The 20,132-nt window shown below is 61.2% G+C and carries 24 protein-coding genes; 11 read left to right on the top strand and 13 right to left on the bottom strand.

Going from position 1 to position 20,132, the window contains the following annotated elements; genetic code table 11:
- Positions 1-21: 21 nt before the first annotated feature.
- Positions 22-1,188, bottom strand: a complete 1,167-nt coding sequence (gene istA, locus VXJ24_RS10935; protein ID WP_330972953.1) for an IS21 family transposase — start codon at positions 1,186-1,188, stop codon at positions 22-24.
- A 158-nt stretch (positions 1,189-1,346) separates the two neighbouring features.
- Here istA and VXJ24_RS10940 point away from each other — a divergent pair, with 158 nt between their 5' ends.
- Both VXJ24_RS10940 and VXJ24_RS10945 read left to right on the top strand, forming a co-directional pair.
- Entirely contained in the window at positions 1,347-1,793 is a 447-nt protein-coding gene (locus tag VXJ24_RS10940; RefSeq protein WP_330972954.1) for an ATP-binding protein, read from the top strand.
- Positions 1,794-1,867: 74 nt separating this feature from the next.
- On the top strand, positions 1,868-2,260 hold the full coding sequence (locus VXJ24_RS10945; protein WP_330972955.1) for a hypothetical protein: 393 nt from the start codon (positions 1,868-1,870) through the stop codon (positions 2,258-2,260).
- A 106-nt stretch (positions 2,261-2,366) separates the two neighbouring features.
- Here VXJ24_RS10945 and VXJ24_RS10950 read toward each other — a convergent pair whose 3' ends face one another.
- On the bottom strand, positions 2,367-2,996 hold the full coding sequence (locus tag VXJ24_RS10950) for an NAD(P)-dependent oxidoreductase (RefSeq protein WP_330972956.1): 630 nt from the start codon (positions 2,994-2,996) through the stop codon (positions 2,367-2,369).
- A 174-nt stretch (positions 2,997-3,170) separates the two neighbouring features.
- Between VXJ24_RS10950 and VXJ24_RS10955 the strand changes: the two genes are divergently transcribed.
- On the top strand, positions 3,171-3,611 hold the full coding sequence (locus tag VXJ24_RS10955) for an Rrf2 family transcriptional regulator (RefSeq protein WP_330972957.1): 441 nt from the start codon (positions 3,171-3,173) through the stop codon (positions 3,609-3,611).
- A 106-nt stretch (positions 3,612-3,717) separates the two neighbouring features.
- Here the strand turns inward: VXJ24_RS10955 and VXJ24_RS10960 are convergent, their stop codons facing one another.
- Positions 3,718-4,221 (bottom strand): TetR/AcrR family transcriptional regulator, encoded by a 504-nt coding sequence (locus VXJ24_RS10960; RefSeq protein WP_330972958.1) that lies wholly within the window; start codon positions 4,219-4,221, stop codon positions 3,718-3,720.
- Between the two features lie 128 nt (positions 4,222-4,349).
- On the opposite strand from VXJ24_RS10960, the gene VXJ24_RS10965 reads away from it, so the two are divergent.
- Positions 4,350-5,381, top strand: coding sequence for an alpha/beta hydrolase (locus VXJ24_RS10965; protein ID WP_330972959.1), 1,032 nt, complete (start codon positions 4,350-4,352; stop codon positions 5,379-5,381).
- A 317-nt stretch (positions 5,382-5,698) separates the two neighbouring features.
- Here VXJ24_RS10965 and VXJ24_RS10970 read toward each other — a convergent pair whose 3' ends face one another.
- A complete protein-coding gene (locus tag VXJ24_RS10970; protein ID WP_330972960.1) occupies positions 5,699-6,208 on the bottom strand; it encodes a YaiI/YqxD family protein in 510 nt (169 codons plus the stop codon).
- 313 nt (positions 6,209-6,521) lie between these two features.
- Here VXJ24_RS10970 and VXJ24_RS10975 point away from each other — a divergent pair, with 313 nt between their 5' ends.
- On the top strand, positions 6,522-7,145 hold the full coding sequence (locus VXJ24_RS10975; RefSeq protein ID WP_330972961.1) for a class I SAM-dependent methyltransferase: 624 nt from the start codon (positions 6,522-6,524) through the stop codon (positions 7,143-7,145).
- Between the two features lie 99 nt (positions 7,146-7,244).
- On the opposite strand, the gene VXJ24_RS10980 is transcribed toward VXJ24_RS10975, so the two are convergent.
- Both VXJ24_RS10980 and VXJ24_RS10985 read right to left on the bottom strand, forming a co-directional pair.
- Positions 7,245-7,751 carry a methylated-DNA--[protein]-cysteine S-methyltransferase gene (locus tag VXJ24_RS10980; protein WP_330972962.1) on the bottom strand — a complete coding sequence of 169 codons (507 nt, stop codon included), beginning with the start codon at positions 7,749-7,751 and terminating at the stop codon, positions 7,245-7,247.
- A 127-nt stretch (positions 7,752-7,878) separates the two neighbouring features.
- A complete protein-coding gene (locus tag VXJ24_RS10985) occupies positions 7,879-8,409 on the bottom strand; it encodes a pyridoxamine 5'-phosphate oxidase family protein (protein ID WP_330972963.1) in 531 nt (176 codons plus the stop codon).
- Positions 8,410-8,659: 250 nt separating this feature from the next.
- On the opposite strand from VXJ24_RS10985, the gene VXJ24_RS10990 reads away from it, so the two are divergent.
- Positions 8,660-9,580 (top strand): alpha/beta hydrolase, encoded by a 921-nt coding sequence (locus VXJ24_RS10990; protein WP_330972964.1) that lies wholly within the window; start codon positions 8,660-8,662, stop codon positions 9,578-9,580.
- Complete coding sequence (locus VXJ24_RS10995) at positions 9,577-10,479, top strand: DUF5131 family protein (RefSeq protein ID WP_330972965.1); 903 nt, start codon at positions 9,577-9,579, stop codon at positions 10,477-10,479. The genes VXJ24_RS10990 and VXJ24_RS10995 overlap by 4 nt, the downstream gene beginning before the upstream one ends.
- 64 nt (positions 10,480-10,543) lie before the next feature.
- Here the strand turns inward: VXJ24_RS10995 and VXJ24_RS11000 are convergent, their stop codons facing one another.
- The gene (locus tag VXJ24_RS11000; RefSeq protein WP_330972966.1) at positions 10,544-11,119 is read right to left on the bottom strand and encodes a xanthine phosphoribosyltransferase; all 576 of its coding nucleotides are present in this window, start codon (positions 11,117-11,119) and stop codon (positions 10,544-10,546) included.
- 162 nt (positions 11,120-11,281) lie between these two features.
- Between VXJ24_RS11000 and VXJ24_RS11005 the strand changes: the two genes are divergently transcribed.
- Complete coding sequence (locus VXJ24_RS11005) at positions 11,282-11,863, top strand: type IV toxin-antitoxin system AbiEi family antitoxin domain-containing protein (protein WP_330972967.1); 582 nt, start codon at positions 11,282-11,284, stop codon at positions 11,861-11,863.
- Complete coding sequence (locus tag VXJ24_RS11010) at positions 11,860-12,711, top strand: nucleotidyl transferase AbiEii/AbiGii toxin family protein (RefSeq protein ID WP_330972968.1); 852 nt, start codon at positions 11,860-11,862, stop codon at positions 12,709-12,711. The genes VXJ24_RS11005 and VXJ24_RS11010 overlap by 4 nt, the downstream gene beginning before the upstream one ends.
- Here VXJ24_RS11010 and VXJ24_RS11015 read toward each other — a convergent pair.
- The 6 genes from VXJ24_RS11015 to VXJ24_RS11040 all read right to left on the bottom strand — a co-directional run bounded on the left by VXJ24_RS11015 (position 12,683) and on the right by VXJ24_RS11040 (position 18,177).
- The gene (locus VXJ24_RS11015; RefSeq protein ID WP_330972969.1) at positions 12,683-12,925 is read right to left on the bottom strand and encodes a hypothetical protein; all 243 of its coding nucleotides are present in this window, start codon (positions 12,923-12,925) and stop codon (positions 12,683-12,685) included. The genes VXJ24_RS11010 and VXJ24_RS11015 overlap by 29 nt on opposite strands.
- Before the next feature lie 755 nt (positions 12,926-13,680).
- Positions 13,681-14,121 carry an Rrf2 family transcriptional regulator gene (locus tag VXJ24_RS11020; RefSeq protein ID WP_330972970.1) on the bottom strand — a complete coding sequence of 147 codons (441 nt, stop codon included), beginning with the start codon at positions 14,119-14,121 and terminating at the stop codon, positions 13,681-13,683.
- Between the two features lie 35 nt (positions 14,122-14,156).
- On the bottom strand, positions 14,157-15,137 hold the full coding sequence (locus VXJ24_RS11025; RefSeq protein WP_330972971.1) for a zinc-binding dehydrogenase: 981 nt from the start codon (positions 15,135-15,137) through the stop codon (positions 14,157-14,159).
- 50 nt (positions 15,138-15,187) lie between these two features.
- Positions 15,188-16,021: an ABC transporter ATP-binding protein gene (locus VXJ24_RS11030; protein ID WP_330972972.1), complete on the bottom strand. Its 834-nt coding sequence runs from the start codon at positions 16,019-16,021 to the stop codon at positions 15,188-15,190.
- Positions 16,021-17,565 carry an ABC transporter permease/substrate-binding protein gene (locus VXJ24_RS11035; RefSeq protein WP_330972973.1) on the bottom strand — a complete coding sequence of 515 codons (1,545 nt, stop codon included), beginning with the start codon at positions 17,563-17,565 and terminating at the stop codon, positions 16,021-16,023. The genes VXJ24_RS11030 and VXJ24_RS11035 overlap by 1 nt, the downstream gene beginning before the upstream one ends.
- Positions 17,566-18,177, bottom strand: coding sequence for a 4Fe-4S binding protein (locus VXJ24_RS11040; RefSeq protein ID WP_330972974.1), 612 nt, complete (start codon positions 18,175-18,177; stop codon positions 17,566-17,568).
- A gap of 146 nt (positions 18,178-18,323) precedes the next feature.
- On the opposite strand from VXJ24_RS11040, the gene VXJ24_RS11045 reads away from it, so the two are divergent.
- Positions 18,324-19,088: a nuclear transport factor 2 family protein gene (locus tag VXJ24_RS11045; protein WP_330972975.1), complete on the top strand. Its 765-nt coding sequence runs from the start codon at positions 18,324-18,326 to the stop codon at positions 19,086-19,088.
- A gap of 13 nt (positions 19,089-19,101) precedes the next feature.
- On the top strand, positions 19,102-19,896 hold the full coding sequence (locus VXJ24_RS11050; RefSeq protein ID WP_330972976.1) for a protein-ADP-ribose hydrolase: 795 nt from the start codon (positions 19,102-19,104) through the stop codon (positions 19,894-19,896).
- Positions 19,897-20,132 lie beyond the last annotated feature (236 nt).

The raw sequence follows: 20,132 nt of genomic DNA on the forward strand, positions 1-20,132 counted from the left end.
GCAAAAGACAGCCCTGGGGCGTCAGACTAAACACGAGCCACCGCGCCGTCCCCACAACAGTGAGTATTGTCCTTTGGTCGCGAAGAAGAGAAGGACAAACCCCGTAACGATTATCAGTGACAAAACACAGTCGTAGACCCTGAGGCGCCCGCCCGGCTCGAGCAGCAGCCTCACGCGGTGCCCTATGCACCTCCTAGGCACCGAGAACTCGCGCCCGGCGCACCTGACGAGCATGGTGGCGGGCACCACCTGCCACGACACATCGCCCACCAGCGCCGAGAGCACCGACTCGCGGGGCATGGGCCCCAGGGCCTCCTTCTCCCTCCGGAAGAGCAGCTCCGGCGGCAGGCCGGTCGTGCGGTTCGGCTCCTCGTTGCTCCTCGCGCACACGCGCGCTATCGCGCGGTCGAGCCCCTCCCAGCCCTCGAAGTCGCCCTCGTAGGCCCTGAGGCGCGACAGGAAGCGGTTCGCGCTCTCGTCCTTGCCCTTGGTCTGCGGCGTTCTGGGCCGGCAGAGCGCAAGCTCGAAGCCGGCCTCGCGCGCGAAGGCGGCGACGCGCCTGTCCGTCGAGCGCCTTCCGTCGCCGCCGAGCGTCGCGACGGCCGACATGTTGTCCGTGAGCCACTGCCGCGGCACGCCGCCCAGCCAGCGGATGTTGTCCGCCATGCAGGCCAGCAGGTCGTCCCTGGTCCTGGTCGGGGACCGCACGAAGTAGTGCATCCGGGACCATCCGAGCGTCGAGGTGTACACGTCGAAGCGGTACCCGCGGCCGGAGCGGTCGTGCATGGTGACGTCCTCCTTCCAGTCGAACTGCAGCTGCTCGCCGGGCGCCGTCTCGAACCTGGGGTGCGCGTCCGGCGCGCCGCCGCGCCCGACGGCTATGCCGCGCCCCCTCAGGTAGCTCGTGAAGGCGTTGTAGCCCGGGACCGGCGGCTCGTCGCCCGCGTGGCGCTCGAGCAGCAGCTCGTGGATGCCCTTGGCCGTGACTCCCGGCAGCGCCGCCTTCTCCTCGATCTCGTCGCGGTAGCGGTCGAACCCGCTCTGCCGTCCGTGCCTGCCGTCATCCGGCGTAGCCCCGCCCCCGTTCCAGTACTTCGAGACGGTATGCCTGTCCATGCCGTACCTCCTAGCAACCTCCGAGAAGTTCGGCCTGATGCCGCACTCCCTGTCCGCATTCAGCTCAGCCATGAGATTCCTCTCCAAGGCCCCACCCCTCTCCGTCGTCGGTTCGGGGCTGAGCCTAGTTGGTAAAAGTGGTGAAACTATGCTGGTTTGGCTGGCGCATTCGCGCTGGTCGGATTGGGGAGCGTGTTGGTCAATCTGGTGAAACCTAAGCTAGCGCTATCATGGGCAAGACCCATCTCGCGGTCGCGCTCGGCGTGGAGGCCGTGAGGCACCGCAGGCTGACGTGCTTCGTCGGCTGCCAGCATCTCGTCGAGGACCCCGGGCGCGCGGCCGACAAGGGCCAGCTGGAGCGCAGGATGCGCTCCTGCTCGCACCTGTCGCTGCCGATGCTGGACGAGCTGGGCTGCCTGCAGACCGACAAGCGGGGTGCCGACCTCATCTTCCAGCTCGTCTCCAGGAGGTGCGAGAGGAGGCCGGCCATCGTGACGACGAACGTGGGGATAGGCATGTGGGCCGACGTCTTCGGCAATGCGGTGACGGCATCCGCCATAGCCGACAGGCTCTGCCACCACTGCCACCTCATACGAATCACCGGAAGGTCCTGCAGGACCAAGGACCTGCCTGCAGGCAGCCTCTCGAGGAAGGGCGCAGGCACCGATTCCGGCTGATCCCATTGCCCGTGCTGGTGGATCTATATTGCCCCGGCTGGCGCTTCCATATTGTCCCGATCATTCACTTCTGCGTGACAAAACACACCGTCGCTCCCGGCAGGGGCAAGGAGTTCTCGGATGCAGAGGGCCTCCAGGAGGCGCTGGGAGCGCCGGCCTGCTTCTGCCATCCCCGCCATCCATGGGAGCGGGGCACCGACGAGAGCACCAATGGCCTTCTCAGGGACTGGTTCCCGAAGGGCGGGAGCCTCGGCGATGTCAGCGGCAGCGAGGTGCAGGAGGCATGCGATCCGCTCAGCCGGAGACCACGCAGGCGTCTCAGGTGGAAGTGCCCCTGGGAGGTCTGCCACCGCCAGTCGTTGCACTTGCTCTGGGGATTCGCCAACAAGAAATTCCCTTCTTCCGCCCGCATGGCAGGAGAAGGCTTCTTCACCGCTCAAGCCAACAGATGCAGGAGCAATATCTGATGTGTGCAAAAATGCGATGCTTTGCGGGGCTGCGGACACGGTTCGTCTCTTGCAAACCGTGTCCGGTGCTTTCCCTGCGTACTGAAGCGGCGAGATTAGCTAGCCGCTACTTGCTTACGACGCTGATGCGCTGGTGGACGTGGTTGCCGGACTCGATCTCGTCAACCATTGCGATGGCGTAATCGGCATAGGAGATGGTGGACTCGCCGGCTGCGTTCAGCAGGAGCTCCTCGCCGCCCAGCTGGTACGCGCCGGTGCGCTCGCCGTCGGCCTGGAAGTCACCGGCGGGGCTCACGTAGGTCCAACGCACGTCGTCACGGCCGCGCAGCATCTCGAGCAGCTTGCCGTGAGTCCTGACGACGGGGAGTGCCGCCTCGGGGAAGGGAGTGACATCCAGGACGGTCTTGGTGTGCTCGGAATCGACATAGAGGCTGCCTGCACCGCCGACGATGACAAGACGCGTGCTGGTGCCGGAGAGCACGTCTGCCAGATGCATGGCGACGTCGGTGATGGCGCTGACCGTATCGGGCGTCCAGGCACCCACGGCATCCACCACAACATCGAAGCCGGCCAGGTCCTCGGAGGTGAGCTCCATGGCATCCTTGACGAGGACCTTCTCGGCCTCGCTCCTGTTTTCGCCGCGCACGACGGCGGTAACGTCCATACCGCGATCCACGGCCTCCTTCACGATGAGCTTGCCGGCCTTGCCGTTTGCCGCTACCACTGCGATCTTCATGTCTCCTGCGTCCTTTCGGTATGTTGTAAATGGCTCGCTTACAACACGTACTTTGCCATGCGACAGTTGTAATGTCAACACTTACAACAAACGAGGCCATATCTTCTCCATAGTTGTAATATGTGACATTACAACCATGACGTGATACGCTGTTTGCAGAAAGAAAGAGGGTCCATGAAGTTCTCGACCAGGCTGCCCATAGCTGTCCATATACTGCTCTGCCTCGACGTCCTTGGGGACCGGCGCAAGTTCACGTCCAACGTTCTGGCAGGAAGCGTCGGCGTGAATCCTGTCGTCGTGCGAAACGTCCTCGGTCAGCTCAAGGCTGCCGGACTCGTTGCCGTGGAACCGGGCGTCGGAGGGGCTCGGCTCACAAAGGACCCGGCAGAGATAACGCTTCTGGACATTCTCAACGCAGTGGAGGACGATGTGAGCGTCTTTCGCATGCACGAGCATCCTAGCCCCGAGTGTCCGATCGGCCGCAATGTGCACGCCGTGCTCGGCGCGGAGCTCGATGCTGCGGAGCAGGCCATGCTCGGCCGTCTTGCCTCCACCACCTTGGCCGATCTGGCCAATGCCACGAGGGAGCGCATCGCGCAGCAGGAGCAGGCCTAGAAATCCAGATCCGAAGCCCGTCCAGGTCATCGATGGCCTCGGCTGCCGTCTTGGCAGCTCGCACGGCCAGCATTCGCGCCTGCAGCCCAGATGGCCTGCCCTTGCCTTATCCGACAATCCTGGCCAGCAAGTGGCCCGAAACCAGGGCTGCCATTTCCTGCGGGGTCTCTTCCCAGCCCCTGCGCGCCCATGTGACGAACAGACCGTAGAGGCCGTAGGCGAGAAAGGTGGCCTCGTAGCTCTCTTCGCCTCCCATGTCGGTATCGCTCACTATCGCCTTGAAGGCGGCAAGGATGGCGTCCGTATAGCCCTGCTCGATCATGAGATCGTTTTCCGTGCGCAGCGACAGGCAGAACTCGAAGTAGCGCAGGGCCCGCTCGGGATCCGAGAATGCGAGTCCCTTGAGATGGTGCTCCTTCTCGTATGCGCGCCATCGGCGGACAAGGTAGGCGCCGATCAGCTCCTCCTTCGACGAGAAGTTGCGAAAGTACGTGGCTCGGCCTACGCCCGCCTGTGCGGCAAGCTCGTCGATGGTCACCTTTCGGATGTCCTTCTCGGCCATGAGCGAGAACAGGGCAGACCCCAGCATGTCTGTGGCATATGCAGACACAGCATACCTCCTGATACGAAACCCATCGATGCGTATCGCTTGCGCCCGTTGCATCGGGGCATGCGCAGGACGGCTGATACGATTGTATCAATGGAAAGAAATCAAGGGCGTTCTTCAGGGGGGCCGCGATGAAAGAGAAGACACGGAGGCGTCTGCGACTGCTTGGGTGGGTGGCGGGAGGAATATGCGCCGCTCTTGCCGTGCTCGCGCTGGTACTGGCGACCCATACGCAGATCGTGGTCGGAGCGATCCAGACGCTCGCGGCCGGCACGGTCAAGACGACCAACACCTTCGAGCCTGAGAGCGAACCCATCGACGCCGTGCGGGACAACGGGCAGCGCATCGTGACCGATATCGCCTACGCCGACGAGTATCCGAACAGCTTCCTGGACATAACCTATCCCGACTCAGACACCTCTGCGCAAAGACCCACCCTGGTCTACTTTCATGGCGGAGGATTCTTCGGGGGCAGCAAGAGCATGGGCGACCCGCTGGCATCGAGTGATGTCACAGCGCTTCTGGACGACATCTGTGCGGCTGGATACAACATCGTGAATGTGGACTACGGCCTCGTGCCCGACTGCCGCTTTCCCATTCCTGTCATCCAGGCAAACCAGGCACTTGCCTGGTGTGCGTCGCATGCGAACGAGTATGGCCTTGATATGGATGATGTCATCATCATGGGTTCCTCTGCCGGTGCCATCATAACGAGCCAGATGGGTGCTGTTCTCTCGAACCCGGCGTATGCCGCCGAGCTCGGCATCGAGCCGGCACTGGAGCGAGAGCGGGTGAAGGCTGTCGTAATCGACGATGCACCGCTCGTCTACGACGAGTTCTCCCTGGGCACCAAGGTCCTTATAGGCAACTATGTAAGCGGGACGATCTTCCTCAGCAAGGATCAGGCGCATCGCTATGATGCCACCCAATGGGTCACCTCGGACTACCCGCCTGCGGTGCTTCTTGGCAGCGAGTACCACAACGATATGAGGGCCATGGACGCAGCGCTTTCGGAAGCAGGCGTCACGCACGAGCTCATCGACCCGCTGGCCGAACGGGGCCTGGAGATGCCGCACTGCTTTGTGGGATCCGAGCGCACGGATGAGGTCGCACGGGATGCATTCGAGAGGATGCTGGCCTTTCTCGCCGACCGGACGGACTGACAAGAGCATGCCGACAGGCTGATGAAGAGGGCGATGGCTATGAAAGAGGCAGGCGCTCTGGGGATAAGCCCTGCAAGGGAAGAGACGGTGCGGGCATCCGTCATCATGCCGTCAATACCTTCGGCAATGACCTGCATGAAGAGCTTCTGACCGGGGTGCTGGATGCGGAGCATCTCCTCTGCGACCTCTTCTGGGGTCCTGCCGGAACCGGTGATGATGGTGGTGGAGTTGGCGGCTGCGCCTTAAGAATCCATGGGAGCCGGCGCATATGCGGTGTCCTTCTGCCAGGCAGGCATTCTGCAGGGGCCATGGCCCCATCAGCAGGAGCTGCGCTTTGCCTCCTGCACGAGCCGGGCAAGGTTTTGGGAGAAGCGCTTCCTGCCGTCGTCCGTGAAGGCAGACGGCCCCTTGGTCCTGCCGCCTGCACGCCGGACCTTCTTCTCCTCATGGCGGATGAACATCGCAGCATCGATTGTGAGCGGGTCGTAGATGCGTCCCCTGACGCCGATGGCGCGTGCCCCTCTGCCGAGGACGATATCGGCCAGGCCGATATCCTGTGTCACCACCACATCGGCAGGCGTGATGGCGGCAGCAATCGCGAAGTCTGCCGAATCGGCACCGATGCCGACCTGGAGGATATCCGCCCAGAAGCTTCTGTCGGGATGTGCAGGATCCTTTGGGCTGCGGGGGTCATGGGGACGAAGGGATCGCTCCAGGTTCTGGGTGGTGTTTCCGGCGATGATGCAGGGCACCTGCTCAAAGCGGGCACAGGCCAAGGTCTCCCGGATGACGGGGCAGGCATCTGCATCGATATAGATCCTGGTCATGTCCTGTCATCCTCTCCCGAGCCTTCGGCGGAAAAGTCTAAGCGCCCGGGCAGCCATGGTCAACCTGTCTGGCTGCCGAGACGGAAATGATGGGGCAGGAAAGCCCAAGGGGCTGCCGGGAAGACTTCTGCGTGCAGGGGAGCCAGGTGCAGCCAGAGGCTGGCACGTTGCCGGAAAAGGCCCTGCGCCTATCCTGTTTCTGCAGTCCGTCCGGCGATAGAGGCCTCTGTCCTGAGAGCCAATATGTTAGGTTTATATAACACTTAGGGTGTGGGCTGGATGACAGCTCCGCCCATCTTCGGGAGGCGGCTTCATGGGGCTGGCAAAGACGTATTTCGGCAATACCAGAAAGCCTGAGGGACTGCTCGGCAAGATGATGCTCAGCGGCATGAACCGGGAACATGCGGCAGTCTCTGCATGGGGCATGGCGCATCTCGAAGGAGAGGCCCCTCGTGCAATCGCGGAACTCGGATGCGGCGGAGGCAGGAATGCGGCTGCGCTTCTTGAGCGCTTCCCATCTGCCACGCTGGCCGCTGTCGACTATTCGCATGAAGCGGTCTCGAAGACAGAGCGGATGTGCGCTGCGGAAATCTCTGAAGGGCGCTGCTGCGTCCTTCAGGGCGACGTCTCGGATCTTCCGCTGGAGACAGGATCGTTCGATCTGGCGTGTGCCTTCGAGACTGTCTATTTCTGGCCAGGTCCTATCGAGAGCTTCCGGGAGGTCTTCCGGATCCTCGGGCCGGAGGGGACCTTCCTGATCGTGAATGAATCAGATGGCCTGGATGAGGGAGACCGGAAGTGGCTTTCCCTCATCGACGGTCTTGCCATATATACGGAGAAGGAGCTTGTCCGCTGCCTGGAAGAAGCCGGCTTCTCCGAGGTAAGAGCCGACCGGGTGCCCAAGAAGCATTGGCTCTGCCTGAAGGCACGGAAATGAAGGCACGCCGGAAGCGCCAGGTAGCGTGCCCGTGCACGAACATGCTGCGCTATCCTGCCCGCAGGATGCTCTCTTTGGACCGTGCGGCTCCAGCGCCTCTCAGAGGCTCTTCGTGGCACGCTCAAATTCGAGCAGGGCAGCCTTCCTGTCGATGCCGCCGCTGAAGCCTGTCAGGCTGTCGTCGCTTCCGATGACACGGTGGCAGGCAACAATCACGGCGTAGATGTTGCGGCCGACGGCGCCTCCGACGGCACGGGGAGACTGGCGCCTTCCGGTCTTCACCTCGATGGCACGTGCCAGGTCGCCGTAGGTCACGGTCGTGCCGTAGGGAATGTCGAGCAGGGCGCTGCGGACGAGCTTCTGGAATTCAGTGCCGCGCGGCGCCAGGGGAAGCTCCCGCGGGTCGGGCTGCATGCCCGAGAAATAGCGGCCAAGCCAGTCTTTTGCCTGCTCAAGCACGGCCAGATCGTCTCTGCGCTCAAACGTGCCGTCTGCCCCATACCCGAAGCGGCGCCCGCTGTCGAACCAGCAGCCGCATATGCTCGTACCGTCGCTTGCCAATGTGAGCGTGCCGACGAGAGGGGTCTGACATTCCGTGTAATACATGGGCCTTCTTTCTTCAATCTACCCCGAGCCTCTGCGCCTTTCGGCATCTATCGTGGATATGCTCTCCTGCGCCGCAGGCAGCCGGAAGCTGCCGGCTGCCTGCAGAGGATGGAGGGCAGGGGAAGTGCTACGCCTTCGGATAGCGCTCCTTGCCGGAAAGCTCGTCCACATCGATGCGCCAGACAGCGACGCGGGAGATGGCTTCGGGCGGAAAGGAGACAGGCGCTCCCGGCGCCATGTGCTCCATCAGGCGTGTCAGGGCCTCTGCCTTAGCGTCAGCGTTCTCGACAGCGACGATGGTCCCTGCGCCCATGATCGACTGATAGGAGTAGGAATAGGAGCAGGCATAGGAGCCGGCGATGACGCCGAGCTCGCGGTCCATCTCTATCGCGACGCGCGGGGAGGAGGCGAAGCAGCGCGCCTTCCTGCCGTCTGCGGCAGAGTGGAGATAGAGCCTGAGCGGCACGGGATGCTCCGTGCTGCCGTCGCGCATTTTCTGCCAGGCTTCTTCGTCCCATACGTAGCCAAAGCTCATGGGCACGACGAAGGGGCCATTGCCGTCTGTGGCGCCGATGCGCACGGTCTGGCAGGCATCGATCAGGGTACGGATGGCATCAGGGTCCTGGATTTCGCGGTGCACTCGTCTCATGGGAACCATGGAGCATCTCCTGTCTCGTGGTAGATCGTCTTTCTGCCACTCTACACCGCAGGGCGCTGCTGCCCTGCGCCTGCCGGACGGTTTCTTTCGGGTGCTTGTGGCCGAAAAGGCTTCCTGCTGTCTGGGACAGGACAGCCTGCTCGGCCAGCCTCTATCGCTTTTTCTGCCCAGATGATAGAATAAGAACAACTGTTCGTCAATGCCCTGCTCGCTTGCGGGCAGGGCCAGATGGCTGGGAGGCCGCAAGTCCATGGGTGTGCTCTATGAGATCGTCTCGACGCCCTTTGCCTACGCAGAGCGTCCCCACCTCTCGGGAGACGAGATGTTTGCCGGCGCGCCGAAGCGCATCGGCTTCGGACCAGGGCGTCTCCAGCACTGTGTCATCTGGGAGCCTGCAGAGGCCGTGCATGAAGAGCCGGTCTTCTGGTTCCATGGCGGGGCATTCCTTGTTGGGACGCCCGAGTCCATGATCGATGCTGCGCGGGTCTGGTGCCATGAGGGGTACCGCTTCGTCTCGGTCGGCTTCAGGCTTGTGCCGCATGACCGGTTTCCGGCACAGGCAGACGATGCCTACAGAGGCGTCCTGGCCACCCAGGCCTGGCTCAGGGACCGCCATCTGCCCTGGAGCCGCATCATCGTCGGCGGCAGCTCTGCCGGAGGGCAGCTTGCCTGCCTTCTGGGGTATAGCGACAAGCTGGCAAAGCGTTACGGGTTTGATAGGAGAGCAGTTTCTGCGGTCGTGAGCTGCGCTGCCATTGTCGATGCAGACGATCTTGAGCTTCAGCCGATTCATCCGCTCTCGTTCTGGAAGAGCTTCGTCGACCTTCCCTGCAGAGATACGAAGGACAGGGCTGCCATACACGAGACGCTCCTGCCGTATTCGCCGATAGCGCTTGTCGAAGGAGAGGATGGCATCGCGCTTCCGCCCTTCTTCGCGATACAGGGAAGCTCCGATACCCTGAATCCCTATGTGCACCAGAAGGCGTTCGTGGAGGCGCTAAAGAAACAGGGGACAGAGGCGGTGCTCGAGACCATAGACGATCCGCGATGGCAGCACATGATCGGCACGGTCACGCTGCACCGCAAGGATCCTGATGCATTCATGCCCCTGAAGCACCTCTTCTCCTGGCTCTTGGGCATCGAGGCGGAAGGCAGGGGTGCCCGGCAATGAGCATGCATGACATATGGAATCCCTGGCATGGCTGCAGGAAGTGCTCCGAGGGCTGCGCGCACTGCTACATGTACTATCTCGATGGGCTGCGCGGGCAGGATGGCAGCGATATCCGCCGCACGAAGGCGGACTTCGACAAGCCGGTGCAGAAAGACCGTACGGGCGCCTTCCGCATCAGGAGCGGGGAGACCCGGAGGGTATGCATGACATCAGACTTCTTCCTGGAGGAAGCGGATGCCTGGCGCGATGAAGCCTGGGAGATGATGCGCCAGCGGCCCGACGTCGTGTTCTTTCTCCTGACAAAGCGGCCCGAGCGGGTGAAAGAGTGCCTTCCGAAGGACTGGGGAGAGGGCTGGAGAAACATCTTCTTCAATGTCACCTGCGAGAACCAGAAGCGTGCCGATGAACGGATACCGCTTCTGCTGGAGCTGCCGTTTTTCCACAAGGGCATCATGTGCGCTCCCCTCATAGGGCCGGTGAGCATAGGAAAGTATCTGGACGCCGGACAGATAGAGCGGGTCGTCTGCGGAGGGGAGAACTACGACGGATGCCGGCCGTGCGACTTCGGCTGGGTGCAGGCGCTTCGTGCAGAGTGTGTGGCGCACGATGTGAGCTTCACGTTCACCGAGACAGGCTCGCTCTTTGTGAAGGACGGCAGGACGTACCACCTTCCGGACAAGAGGCTGCAGTCGGTCATGGCATGGAAATCGGGGATGAACTACCAGGGCAGGCCGATCGAGTTCGACCTGCGCTATCCGATAGGGCTTGCCGTGCCGGAAGAGGAGAGATGGCATCCCTGGTTTTCCAGCAGGTGCGAGCAGTGCGCCAGCCGTCCCATCTGCAATGGCTGCACGAGATGCGGCAGGTGCGGACAGGTGCCTGCAGATCCAACGGCATGAAAATACGCCTGGCACGATAGAGCGCCAGGCGCAGAGCATATCGGGGCGGATGGGATGGCTTCTGCTATCTGAAGGTGACAGATTCGGTGGCGGGGTCCATGGCATCGACGATTGCGAGCGAATCGACACGGTAGCCCTGGGCGCGCAGACGGTCGCCGCCGCCCTGGAAGCCCTTCTCGATAGCAATGCCGATGCCTTCGACCGTGGCTCCTGCCTGGTGGCAGAGGTCGCACAGTCCCTCCATCGCGCAGCCGTTTGCCATGAAGTCATCGACGATCAGCACGTGGTCGGAAGGCCCCAGGAAGCGCTTCGAGACGATGACTGTGGAGATGTTCTTGTGGGTGAAGGATTCGACCTGGGTCGAGAGCACCTCGCCGTCGATATTGATGGTCTTCGACTTCTTCGCGAACAGGACGGGCACGCCGAAGACGATGCCGGCGGCTGCTGCGATAGCGATGCCGGAGGCCTCGATTGTCAGGACCTTGTTGATGGGAGCATCGGCGAAGTCGTGCTTCCACTGGAGCGCCATCTGGTGCAGGAGCTCCATATCGATCTGGTGGTTCAGGAACGAATCGACCTTGAGGACATTGCCTTCCTTGACGGAAGCATCCTTGAGGATGCGCTGTTCCAGAAGCTCCATGCGATATGGTCCTTTCCGCTTGTCTGCCGTGTGTTGACTGATTATACGGCTTTGCGCGAATGATGGACCTATCTGCATGAACGGTCACTCCACTAAAGTCCGTTCTTGCTTATAATAAAAAATAATTAAGCAAGAACGGACAAACAGAGAGGAGGAATGCAAATGGATCCGCTTGAATATGCTGCCAAACATAACGGCATGATTACGACTTCGGAGGCTGAGCACATGGGCGTCTTCAGAGCGCGGCTTTCGGGATATGTCGTGGAAGGTCTGCTTGAGCGGGTTGAGCGTGGTGTCTACTGCCTGCCAGATGTCTGGGAAGACGAGTACGCCATCTGTGCCAAACGTTTTCCCAAGGGAATCCTCTCGCATGGAACAGCGCTCTATCTGCATGATTTGAGCGATCGCACTCCGGAGCGGGTGACGATGACATTTCCGCGAACATACAATGCTACTTCCGCTAGGAAAGAGGGCATTGTTGTCAGGACTTGCGCAAACAATCTTGCGAGTCTGGGCCTCTCTGAGGTAGTCACTCCATCCGGAAATGAAGTCCCCTGCTACGATGTCGAACGCACGCTTTGCGACATGCTGAGGGGCCGTGCCGATATAGATGTGCAGATCGTCAATCCTGCCATGAAAGCTTATACATCTTCCAGAAGGCGAAACGTGGGGAAGCTGCTGGATTACGCAAGACGGCTCGGCGTCGAGAAGAAGATCAGGAACTATCTGGAGGTGCTGCTATGAAGACTCGAAATGCAATGCAGCTCAAGGCACGCATCAAAGCCCGTGCCAAGGCTGCCGACGTATCTCCGCAGCTCATGCTTCAGGACTATCTGCTTGAGCGTCTATTGGAGAGGATTTCACTTTCTCCGTGGAGAGATGCCATCATCGTGAAAGGCGGCATGCTTATTTCGTCGTTTATCGGAATTGATAGCCGCGTCACGAAGGATCTCGACACGACAATCCGTGGCTTCGATCTGAACCATGAATCTGCTGCTTCTGTCTTCAAGGATATATGTGCGATTGAAGTGGATGACGATATTCGCTTCGAGTTCCTGAGGACTGAGGACATCAGGGAAACAGACGATTACCCCGGTATACGCATCTTCCTTAAGGCACATTACGAACCGATGGCCGTACCTTTGAGCGTAGATGTGACAACCGGTGATGCGATTACGCCTGGGCCCATCGAATATCGATATCCGCTGACATTTGATGACAAGGTAATTACCCTGATGGCATATCCCATCGAGACGGTTGTAGCGGAGAAACTGGAGACCGTCATCTCCAGAGGAGTGAGCAATACGCGTCCCCGCGATTACTATGACATCTGGAAGATCTGGAACTTGCACGGGAAAGATATCGATATTGAACAGCTTGCGAATGCACCGGCTGCCACATCAGCTAAACGTGGCAGCATGGAGCAGATTGCTCAATACCATTCGTGTATGAAGATGGTCTCAGACGATCGGGTAATGCAGTCGATTTGGCGTGGATACTCCTCGAACTATAGCTATGCCAGGAATCTTGGATTAGAAGATGCCTGCAGAATGGTTGTTGCGATTATGGATAGGCTGAGCCCTTCATCGTGACGCCGGGCATCTGTGCCCTGTCCCCTGTCTCATCCCTGCATCTGCCGGAGCCGCTGCGCCCTGCAGGGCGCCCGTCCTCCATCCCTGCGCCTTCCTTCCAGCACTTCGCGGCCGCATGCCGGTCCATCCCGCATCTGCGCGCCATCTCCGGGAAGCTGGGGCGCACGCCCATCTCCCTGAGCATATCCATCTCTCCGATCAGGCTGGCCTCCATCCTGGCTGCCTCCGGATCCGTCTCCGCATATCCGTACGGAGCGGATTCTCGCTGCCCTGGATGGCGAAGCTGCATTGGCCTGGATGGTGGAAGCGCATTGCCCCGGCTGGAATATCGCTTTGCCCTGGCTGGTAGCTTCTAGATTGCCATTAACATCCTCATCGTGAAGCGCCGGTTCGGGCACCTGAAGACGCGCTACAGAGGGGTCCGGAAGAACTCCTGCATGCTCTGCATGGCATTCGCCCTCGCAGATCTCGCCATGTGCATCTGGGCGGGCAGGTCCCTCGCCTCCCGCCCCGAAGCTGCCTGAGAGACTCCGGTACGCCCTACTGCATGCATGGCCCAGGCAGGGCGTGTCGGGAAAGGTACCTTCTGCCTGGGCTGGACGGGGGTCCTGCTCCCATGCCCAGCCGCGGCAGCGTCCGCACCCGGGCTGCTGCGGCGTCGGAAGGGCATTAATCATCGTTTCCCTAAGGGGCAGGGAATCTTCTGTGTTCCCTGCGATGGGGACATCATCGGCCGCAGCATTTGCCAGTTCGTTTCACGCAAGCGCGTGTGGCCGTAACAATAGCGGGACTATCGGATTCAAAAAGTGCATGAGACGGATGCAGAACGGTTTCTCTTCGATTGCCTGTTGCATATTGAATGCATACTGGTATCTGAAGGGTAATACCGGTATCCAGAAAGCAGCAAGGGGGATTCTGAAGGGGTTCCTCGCGGTAAGGAATCTGTTCGGCTTGGTATGCATGCGCGTGCTATGCCACAAGCCCGTTTCTCTTCCTGATTGTGCCTTCGACCTCGTCCATATGCACGGCTGCAAGCTGGTCTTCGAGTGCCTTCTGCGCGCGTTCGAGGCCATCGTCCAGGGCGGCATGGATGTTTCTGCCGACCGGGCAGAGCGGGGAGGGGTTCTCATGGAAATGGAAGAGCGAGTCTGCCTCGGTCTGGTCGACCGCACGCCAGAGGTCGAGGAGCGTGATGTCTTTGAGCGGACGTGCGAGGCCTATGCCGCGCTTGCCCTTGCTCGAGGAGATGATGCCTGCCTCCTTGAGCATGCCCATGATCGTCCTCACCATGACCGGACTCGTACCGATGCTCTTGGCCAGAAACGAGCTCGTGACGGGCTGCGTATCCTTGAAATAGTCGATGGCACAGACCATGTGTGCTGCCATGGTCAGCCTGCTTGTTATCTGCATTGCTAGCGTTCCTGCTTCTCGAGTGCTGCGTCTGCCTATTCCGTAACCACTATCTTGCCAAAGCTCTCTGAGCTCTCCAGGAAGCGATGCGCATCTGCCATCCGGTCGAGCGAGAAGACCTTGGTGGGCCTCATGTCCACGCCCCTCTGCTCGACGTACTCGATGAGCCCTGCGAGCTTCCCTTCGTCCACGTTCCCCGAGTAGAAGCTTGTCATGAAGCCGTTGGGCGGCAGGTCGACTATGGGGTCGAAGTCCTCCATGTACCATACACCGCCCAGCTGGCCTGTGCTGCAGACGATGCCGCCCTCCGACACATGGCTGCATGTGTCCTTAAGGGTTGCTGGCCCCACGAGCTCCAGGACACGCTGGTAGGGACGGCCCTCCACCTGCAGCTTCTTGTCCAGGTCAAGCACCGTGTCGTCGTATCCGCCCTTGAGCAGCAGGTCTGCACGCGCTTCGCTGCGGGTGGTGCCCACAAGGTGCAGCCCTTCCGCCGCGAATCGGGCCAGCTTCGCGAATGCCATGCCGACGCCACTGGTCGCTCCGCGCACGAGGACAGTCTGCCCTGCCTCCAGATGCAGGTTGAGGAGGGAGCCATAGGCTGTGTAGCAGGTCTCGGGAATCGCTGCGAGGACTTCCCAGGGAAGGTCCGACTCGATGGGATGGATCTGCTCGTTGGGGAGAAGGGCATAGTCTGCATAGCTGCCATCGAAGGCCCGGCCCATCTCGCCCATGATGGAGACGGCCTTCTGGCCCACGGGCAGGCGTGCAGGGTCCGTCGTAGCCACGACCTCACCTACGCATTCGATTCCCAGGATGCGCGGGAACCTGACGGAGGGCGAGAGGCCCTGACGCGTGAACACTTCGGAGTGGTTGAGCCCGCGAGCGCGTACGCGCACCAGCGACCAGCCCGGCCGCACGGCGGGCACGGGGCGCTGCTCCAGGCTCAGCGCCTCGGGCCCTCCGGCCTTGCGGACCACTATGGCTCGCATCGTCCTGGGAATCGAATTGCCCATCGCTCCCTCATCTTCTGTGCTCCGTTTCCAGTGTGCCATGCGCTTTGGCGCTACCGTGCGGCGAATGCCGCCTCGGCGCGCGCCGCGCCGCTGTGCTTGCAGGCGCACAGCTGGTCCTCCGCCAGGTCGCAGGTGTGGCGCTGGCGTGCCACCAGCTTCCGTACGAACTCGGTCGCCGGGCGTGCGAGAATCTCCTCTGGGGAGCCGAACTGCTGCACCCTGCCCGCATCCAGCACCAGCATGTGCGTGCCCAGAAGCAGTGCTTCGCCGATATCGTGGGTCACGAACAGCACGGTGATGCCGGTCTCGCGGTGGATGCGCGAGATTTCCGCCTGCAGCTGGGAGCGCGTGATCTCATCGACGGCGCCGAACGGCTCATCCATCAGCAGGATGTCCGGGGAAGCCGCCAGCGCCCGCGCGATGCCCACGCGCTGCTGCTGGCCACCTGACAGCTCGGATGGGTAGCGTTCCAGCAGGTCGTCGGAGAGCCCGACGATGCCCATCCACGTGCGCACGGCCTTGCGCGTGCGCTCATGGTCGTTCCTGTTCAGCAGTCTGGGCACGTATGAGATGTTGTCCTCCACTGTCATGTGGGGGAAGAGGACGCTGCCCTGGATAGCGTAGCCGATGTTGCGGCGCAGCTGGATAGGGTCGGTTTCCCGCACATCGCGTCCGTCTACCAGCACGGTGCCCGAGGTGGGCTCTATCAGGCGGTTCACCATCTTCAGCGCTGTGGTCTTGCCGCTGCCCGACGTGCCAATCATCGTGACGAACGCGCCTCTGGGGATTTTCAGGCTCAGATGGTCGAGCACGGTCTTGGGTCCATAGGTCTTGCAGGCATCGCGATACTCGATTGCGATGTCGTTGGCCGCTGCGATGCTCATCAGATCAGTCCCTTCGAGCTCAGGAACTCCTCGGCCACGGCCTTGGGGTCCCTGCCATCCTCTTCCACCTCGTAGTTCATGCGTGCCATGTCCTCCTCGGATATGGTGCCCTGGAGCTTCTCGAGCTCCGCGCGCAGCTCGGGATGCTGCTGCAGCGCCTGGTTGCGCACGACGTTGCCGCACTGGTAGGAGGGGAAGAAGCCCTTGTCGTCGGTGAGCACCTTCGCGTCTGCGGTGCTCAGCTTGCCGTCGGTGGTGTAGACGATGATGGCGTCGACATTGCCCTGGTCAAGAGCATCGTACTTGAGCCCCGCATCCATCTCGGTAGTCTTGCCGAAGCTCATGCCGTAGGTGCTGCAGAGTGCGTCGTATCCGTCCTCGCGCTCGAAGAAGTCCGGCTCGGCTCCCAGGTTCAGCTGATCGGCAACCTTGGCGAGATCTGAATAGGTCTGGAGGCTGTACTTCTGTGCCACGTCGCTGCGCACGGCTATGCCGAACGTGTTGCCAAAGCCGTACATCCCGACCCAGCTCATGTCCAGCTTCTCGTTGTAGTCTGTCTGCAGCTGGCCGAACTCGTCTTCAGAGTAGTTCCCCTTGTTCTTGAGGACCGCGGCCCAGCCGGTGCCTGTGTACTCTGGATACAGGTCGAACTGCCCGGACTCCATGCCAGCCTCCAGGTTGGAGGTGCCGCCGGCCACACCCTCGGTGAGGTTCACCTCGAGGCTGGTGTTGTGCTCGATCAGCATCTTGAGAGCCTCGCCCATGATGTACTGCTCGGTCATGGGCTTGGTGGCGACATTGATGGTATCGCTCGGTCCGGCAAGCATGCCTGGCACCGTGGCGCCCAGCGCCGCGGCGGCGCAGACTGCGACAGCACCGACGGCCAGCCTGCGGTTGGTGCGCTTGGCCTTCTGGCCGTGCATCTGCATGCGCTTCTCGACAAAGCCGAGAATTGCGTCCACTGCCAGGGCAAGCACGGCGATGAGGAGGCTGCCCACGATGGTCATAGCGGTGTTGTTGGTGGTGATGCCGCGATAGATTGCCACGCCCAGGCCGCCAGCGCCGATGTAGGAGGCGATGCCGCCAAGCGCGATGGTCATGGTGACCATGTTGCGGATGCCGCTCATGATGACAGGCAGGGCCAGAGGCAGCTGTATGCGCACGAGCGTCTGCATGCGAGTGCCGCCCATTCCCTTGGCAGCCTCCATGATTGCGGGGTCTACGTTCGTCATGCCTGTGTAGGTGGAGCGCACCATGGGCAGGAGCGCATAGATCGTGAGCGCGATGATGGCTGTCGCGTCGCCGATGCCGCTGAAGGGAATCAGGAATCCCAGCATGCTGATGGAAGGGATGGTGTACAGGAAGTTGATTGCGCCCAGTGTGGGCTTTGCCGCCTTCTGGTACTCGCTGATCAGGATGCCGGCGATGCCGCCGAACACGATGGCGATGATGATGGCCACCAGGCAGATCTCCACGTGCTCCACGAGCAGCCCCTGGAAGAAGTCCCACCGCTGGACCAGAAGGTCCCAGATCTGTGTGAGCATTTACCCTCTTTTCGCTATGGCCTTGACGGAGCAGCTCTCGAAGCAGAGGCCGCAGTGCAGGCAGTGGTCCTGCATGATGGAGTAGGGCCTGCCGGCAAGAATCGCCTTCTGCGGGCAGACGCGGGCACACTTCCCGCAGCCGATGCAGGCATCGGTGATCTTGAAGCCGTGCGGCTTGGGATGTGCAGCGCCAAGCGCGAACGTGTGGCGCTCGATCGGAGATGTGCCGAGATCGAAGAGCTCGACCTCTCCTGCTGCGATGCGGAAGGGCTCGAGCGCATAGCGGGAATCCCCTGGATAGATGTCGTCCATAGACGGGTTCTCGCGGAAGATGCGGTCAATCCAGGCGTGCGGGTCGTCCTTTATGCGCTCTGCTGTTCCCATGAGCCGTACCATCTTCCAGTCCTTCGTGAGCGCATCGATCGCGATGTGGGAATCGCGCTCGAGCTGTGCATAGAAGTCCTTCCCGCGCGAGGTGCAGAAGATGAGGGCACCCTCCTCCTCGAGCATCATGTCGATGATGCGGATTTCGGGATGCCCTTCTTCATTGATCGTTGCGAGCGAAACATCCTTGATCTCTCTCAGCATGTGCAGGCATGTCTGTGCGTCCATATCGGCTTCTCCTCTTCCGCTGCCGTCTGTCAATGTGTAATATACGTTATGACACCGAACCTGTCAATGAAAATATGACAGGTTTGGTATAGTTCATAGCGACAAGAGGGGAAGAGGCCGCGGGACGGCAGGAGGCAGGTGCACAGATGAGCAGGCAGATGGAGAACGCACAGAAGCTCTACCTGAGAGGCATCCGTGACGGAGCCGCGGATGAGGTGCTCTCGACCTATATGGGCAAGACCTACACGCAGCACAGCACCGGCGTGAAGGATGGGAAGGCGGGCTTTGCCGAGTTCTTCCAGGACTTCTTCCGCCGCAATCCGAAACGCGAGATCGAGGTCGTCCGTGCCTTCGAGGATGGTCCCTTCGTGTTCCTGCAGGTGTACCAGAACCTGAACGACGGGGCAGCGCAGTGGGTCACGGCAGACATCTTCCGTGCCGATGCCGAGGGCCGCATCGTCGAGCATTGGGACGTGATCGAGGCCTATGAGGCCCCGAAGACAGGAGAGCCCGACCAGGTGAAGGGCAGCTTTGCAGTCGACAGATCCCAGTCGGGGGATGCGAGCAAGGCAGCGGTCCGGCGCTTTCTCGTCGAGGCATTCCAGAACAGGAATGCAGAGGCCTTTGGTGAGTTCGTCGCAGAAGACGTGATCCAGCACGATGCAAGGATCGGCCAGGGCAGAGCCTCCTGGCGCACGTATGCAGAGGTGCATGACGTGAGATACGACTTTGTGTTCAAGGTCGTGGGCGAAAGCAACTGGGTAGCTGCCTACTCGAAGGCAGATATCGACGGCGTCGAGTGCGCCCTCTTCGATATCTTCCGCATCGAGGACGGCAGAATCGCAGAGCACTGGGATGTCGCAGAGCCTGTGCCGCCACGCGCGGAGCTCGCGAACTCCGGAAAGTTCTAGAGAGGTGGTTCCCATGAAGGATATGACGCAGGATGAGCGCAGGCTCTGGCTCATAGAGCATCTCATAGCGGAGCGGGACGATCTGGCGGGGCTCGAGGTTCCGGACACTGCCGAAGACCAGAGGCTGCTGCTCCGGGCACTTGTGAATGTGCGCCCGCCCTGGCAGGCTTCCTCCGAGCTTCTCGCGGTCCAGGACCGCTACCTTGCAGGGAGGCTTGAAGAGCGTGGAGGTGCTGTCCCGCTGGAGAGCATCCCGGTGACAGAGGAGGGTCTTGCTGTCTGGCAGGGCGACATCACGCGGCTTTCTGCCGATGCGATCGTCAATGCCGCAAACAGCCAGATGCTTGGCTGCTTCGTGCCGAACCACCACTGCATCGACAATGCGATCCATACCTATGCCGGCATCGAGCTGAGGCTTGCCTGTGCCGACCTTATGGCGGCGCAGGGACACGAAGAGGAGACGGGGAAGGCAAAGGTCACGCCTGCCTTCAACCTGCCGTCTTCCTATGTGGTCCATACGGTGGGACCGATCGTCTATGGGCCAGAGCCGACTCTGGAAGACCGAAGGCTTCTGGCCTCGTGCTACACCTCCTCGCTCGATGCGGCAGAAGAGAAGGGGTGCAGGAGCATCGCGTTCTGCTGCATCTCGACAGGCGAGTTCCGCTATCCGCACAAGGAGGCGGCTGCAACCGCAGTCTCCTGTGTCAGGCAATGGAAACAGGAACATGAATCGGATATGGAGGTGATCTTCGATGTCTTCAAGCCAGTGGATGACAGAATCTACCGGGAGCTTCTCGCAATCGGCTGAGCGCATTGCAGAGGCGATCGGGGGAGCCGATGCCGTGCTCGTGGGTGCTGGTGCCGGGCTTTCAACCGCAGCTGGCTTCTCGTATGGCGGGAAACGCTTCGAGGAGCATTTTGCCGAAATGGCTGAGGACCTCCGGCATAACCGCAGGAATTCCTGTCGCCGCTCCGCTGCATCATATGGATGAACGGCTGATGCATCCGGAGGATCGGGGGACGAGATGGCGAAGGGTCATGCAG

Source organism: Olsenella kribbiana, assembly GCF_036408795.1.
Lineage (GTDB): Bacteria > Actinomycetota > Coriobacteriia > Coriobacteriales > Atopobiaceae > Olsenella_L > Olsenella_L kribbiana.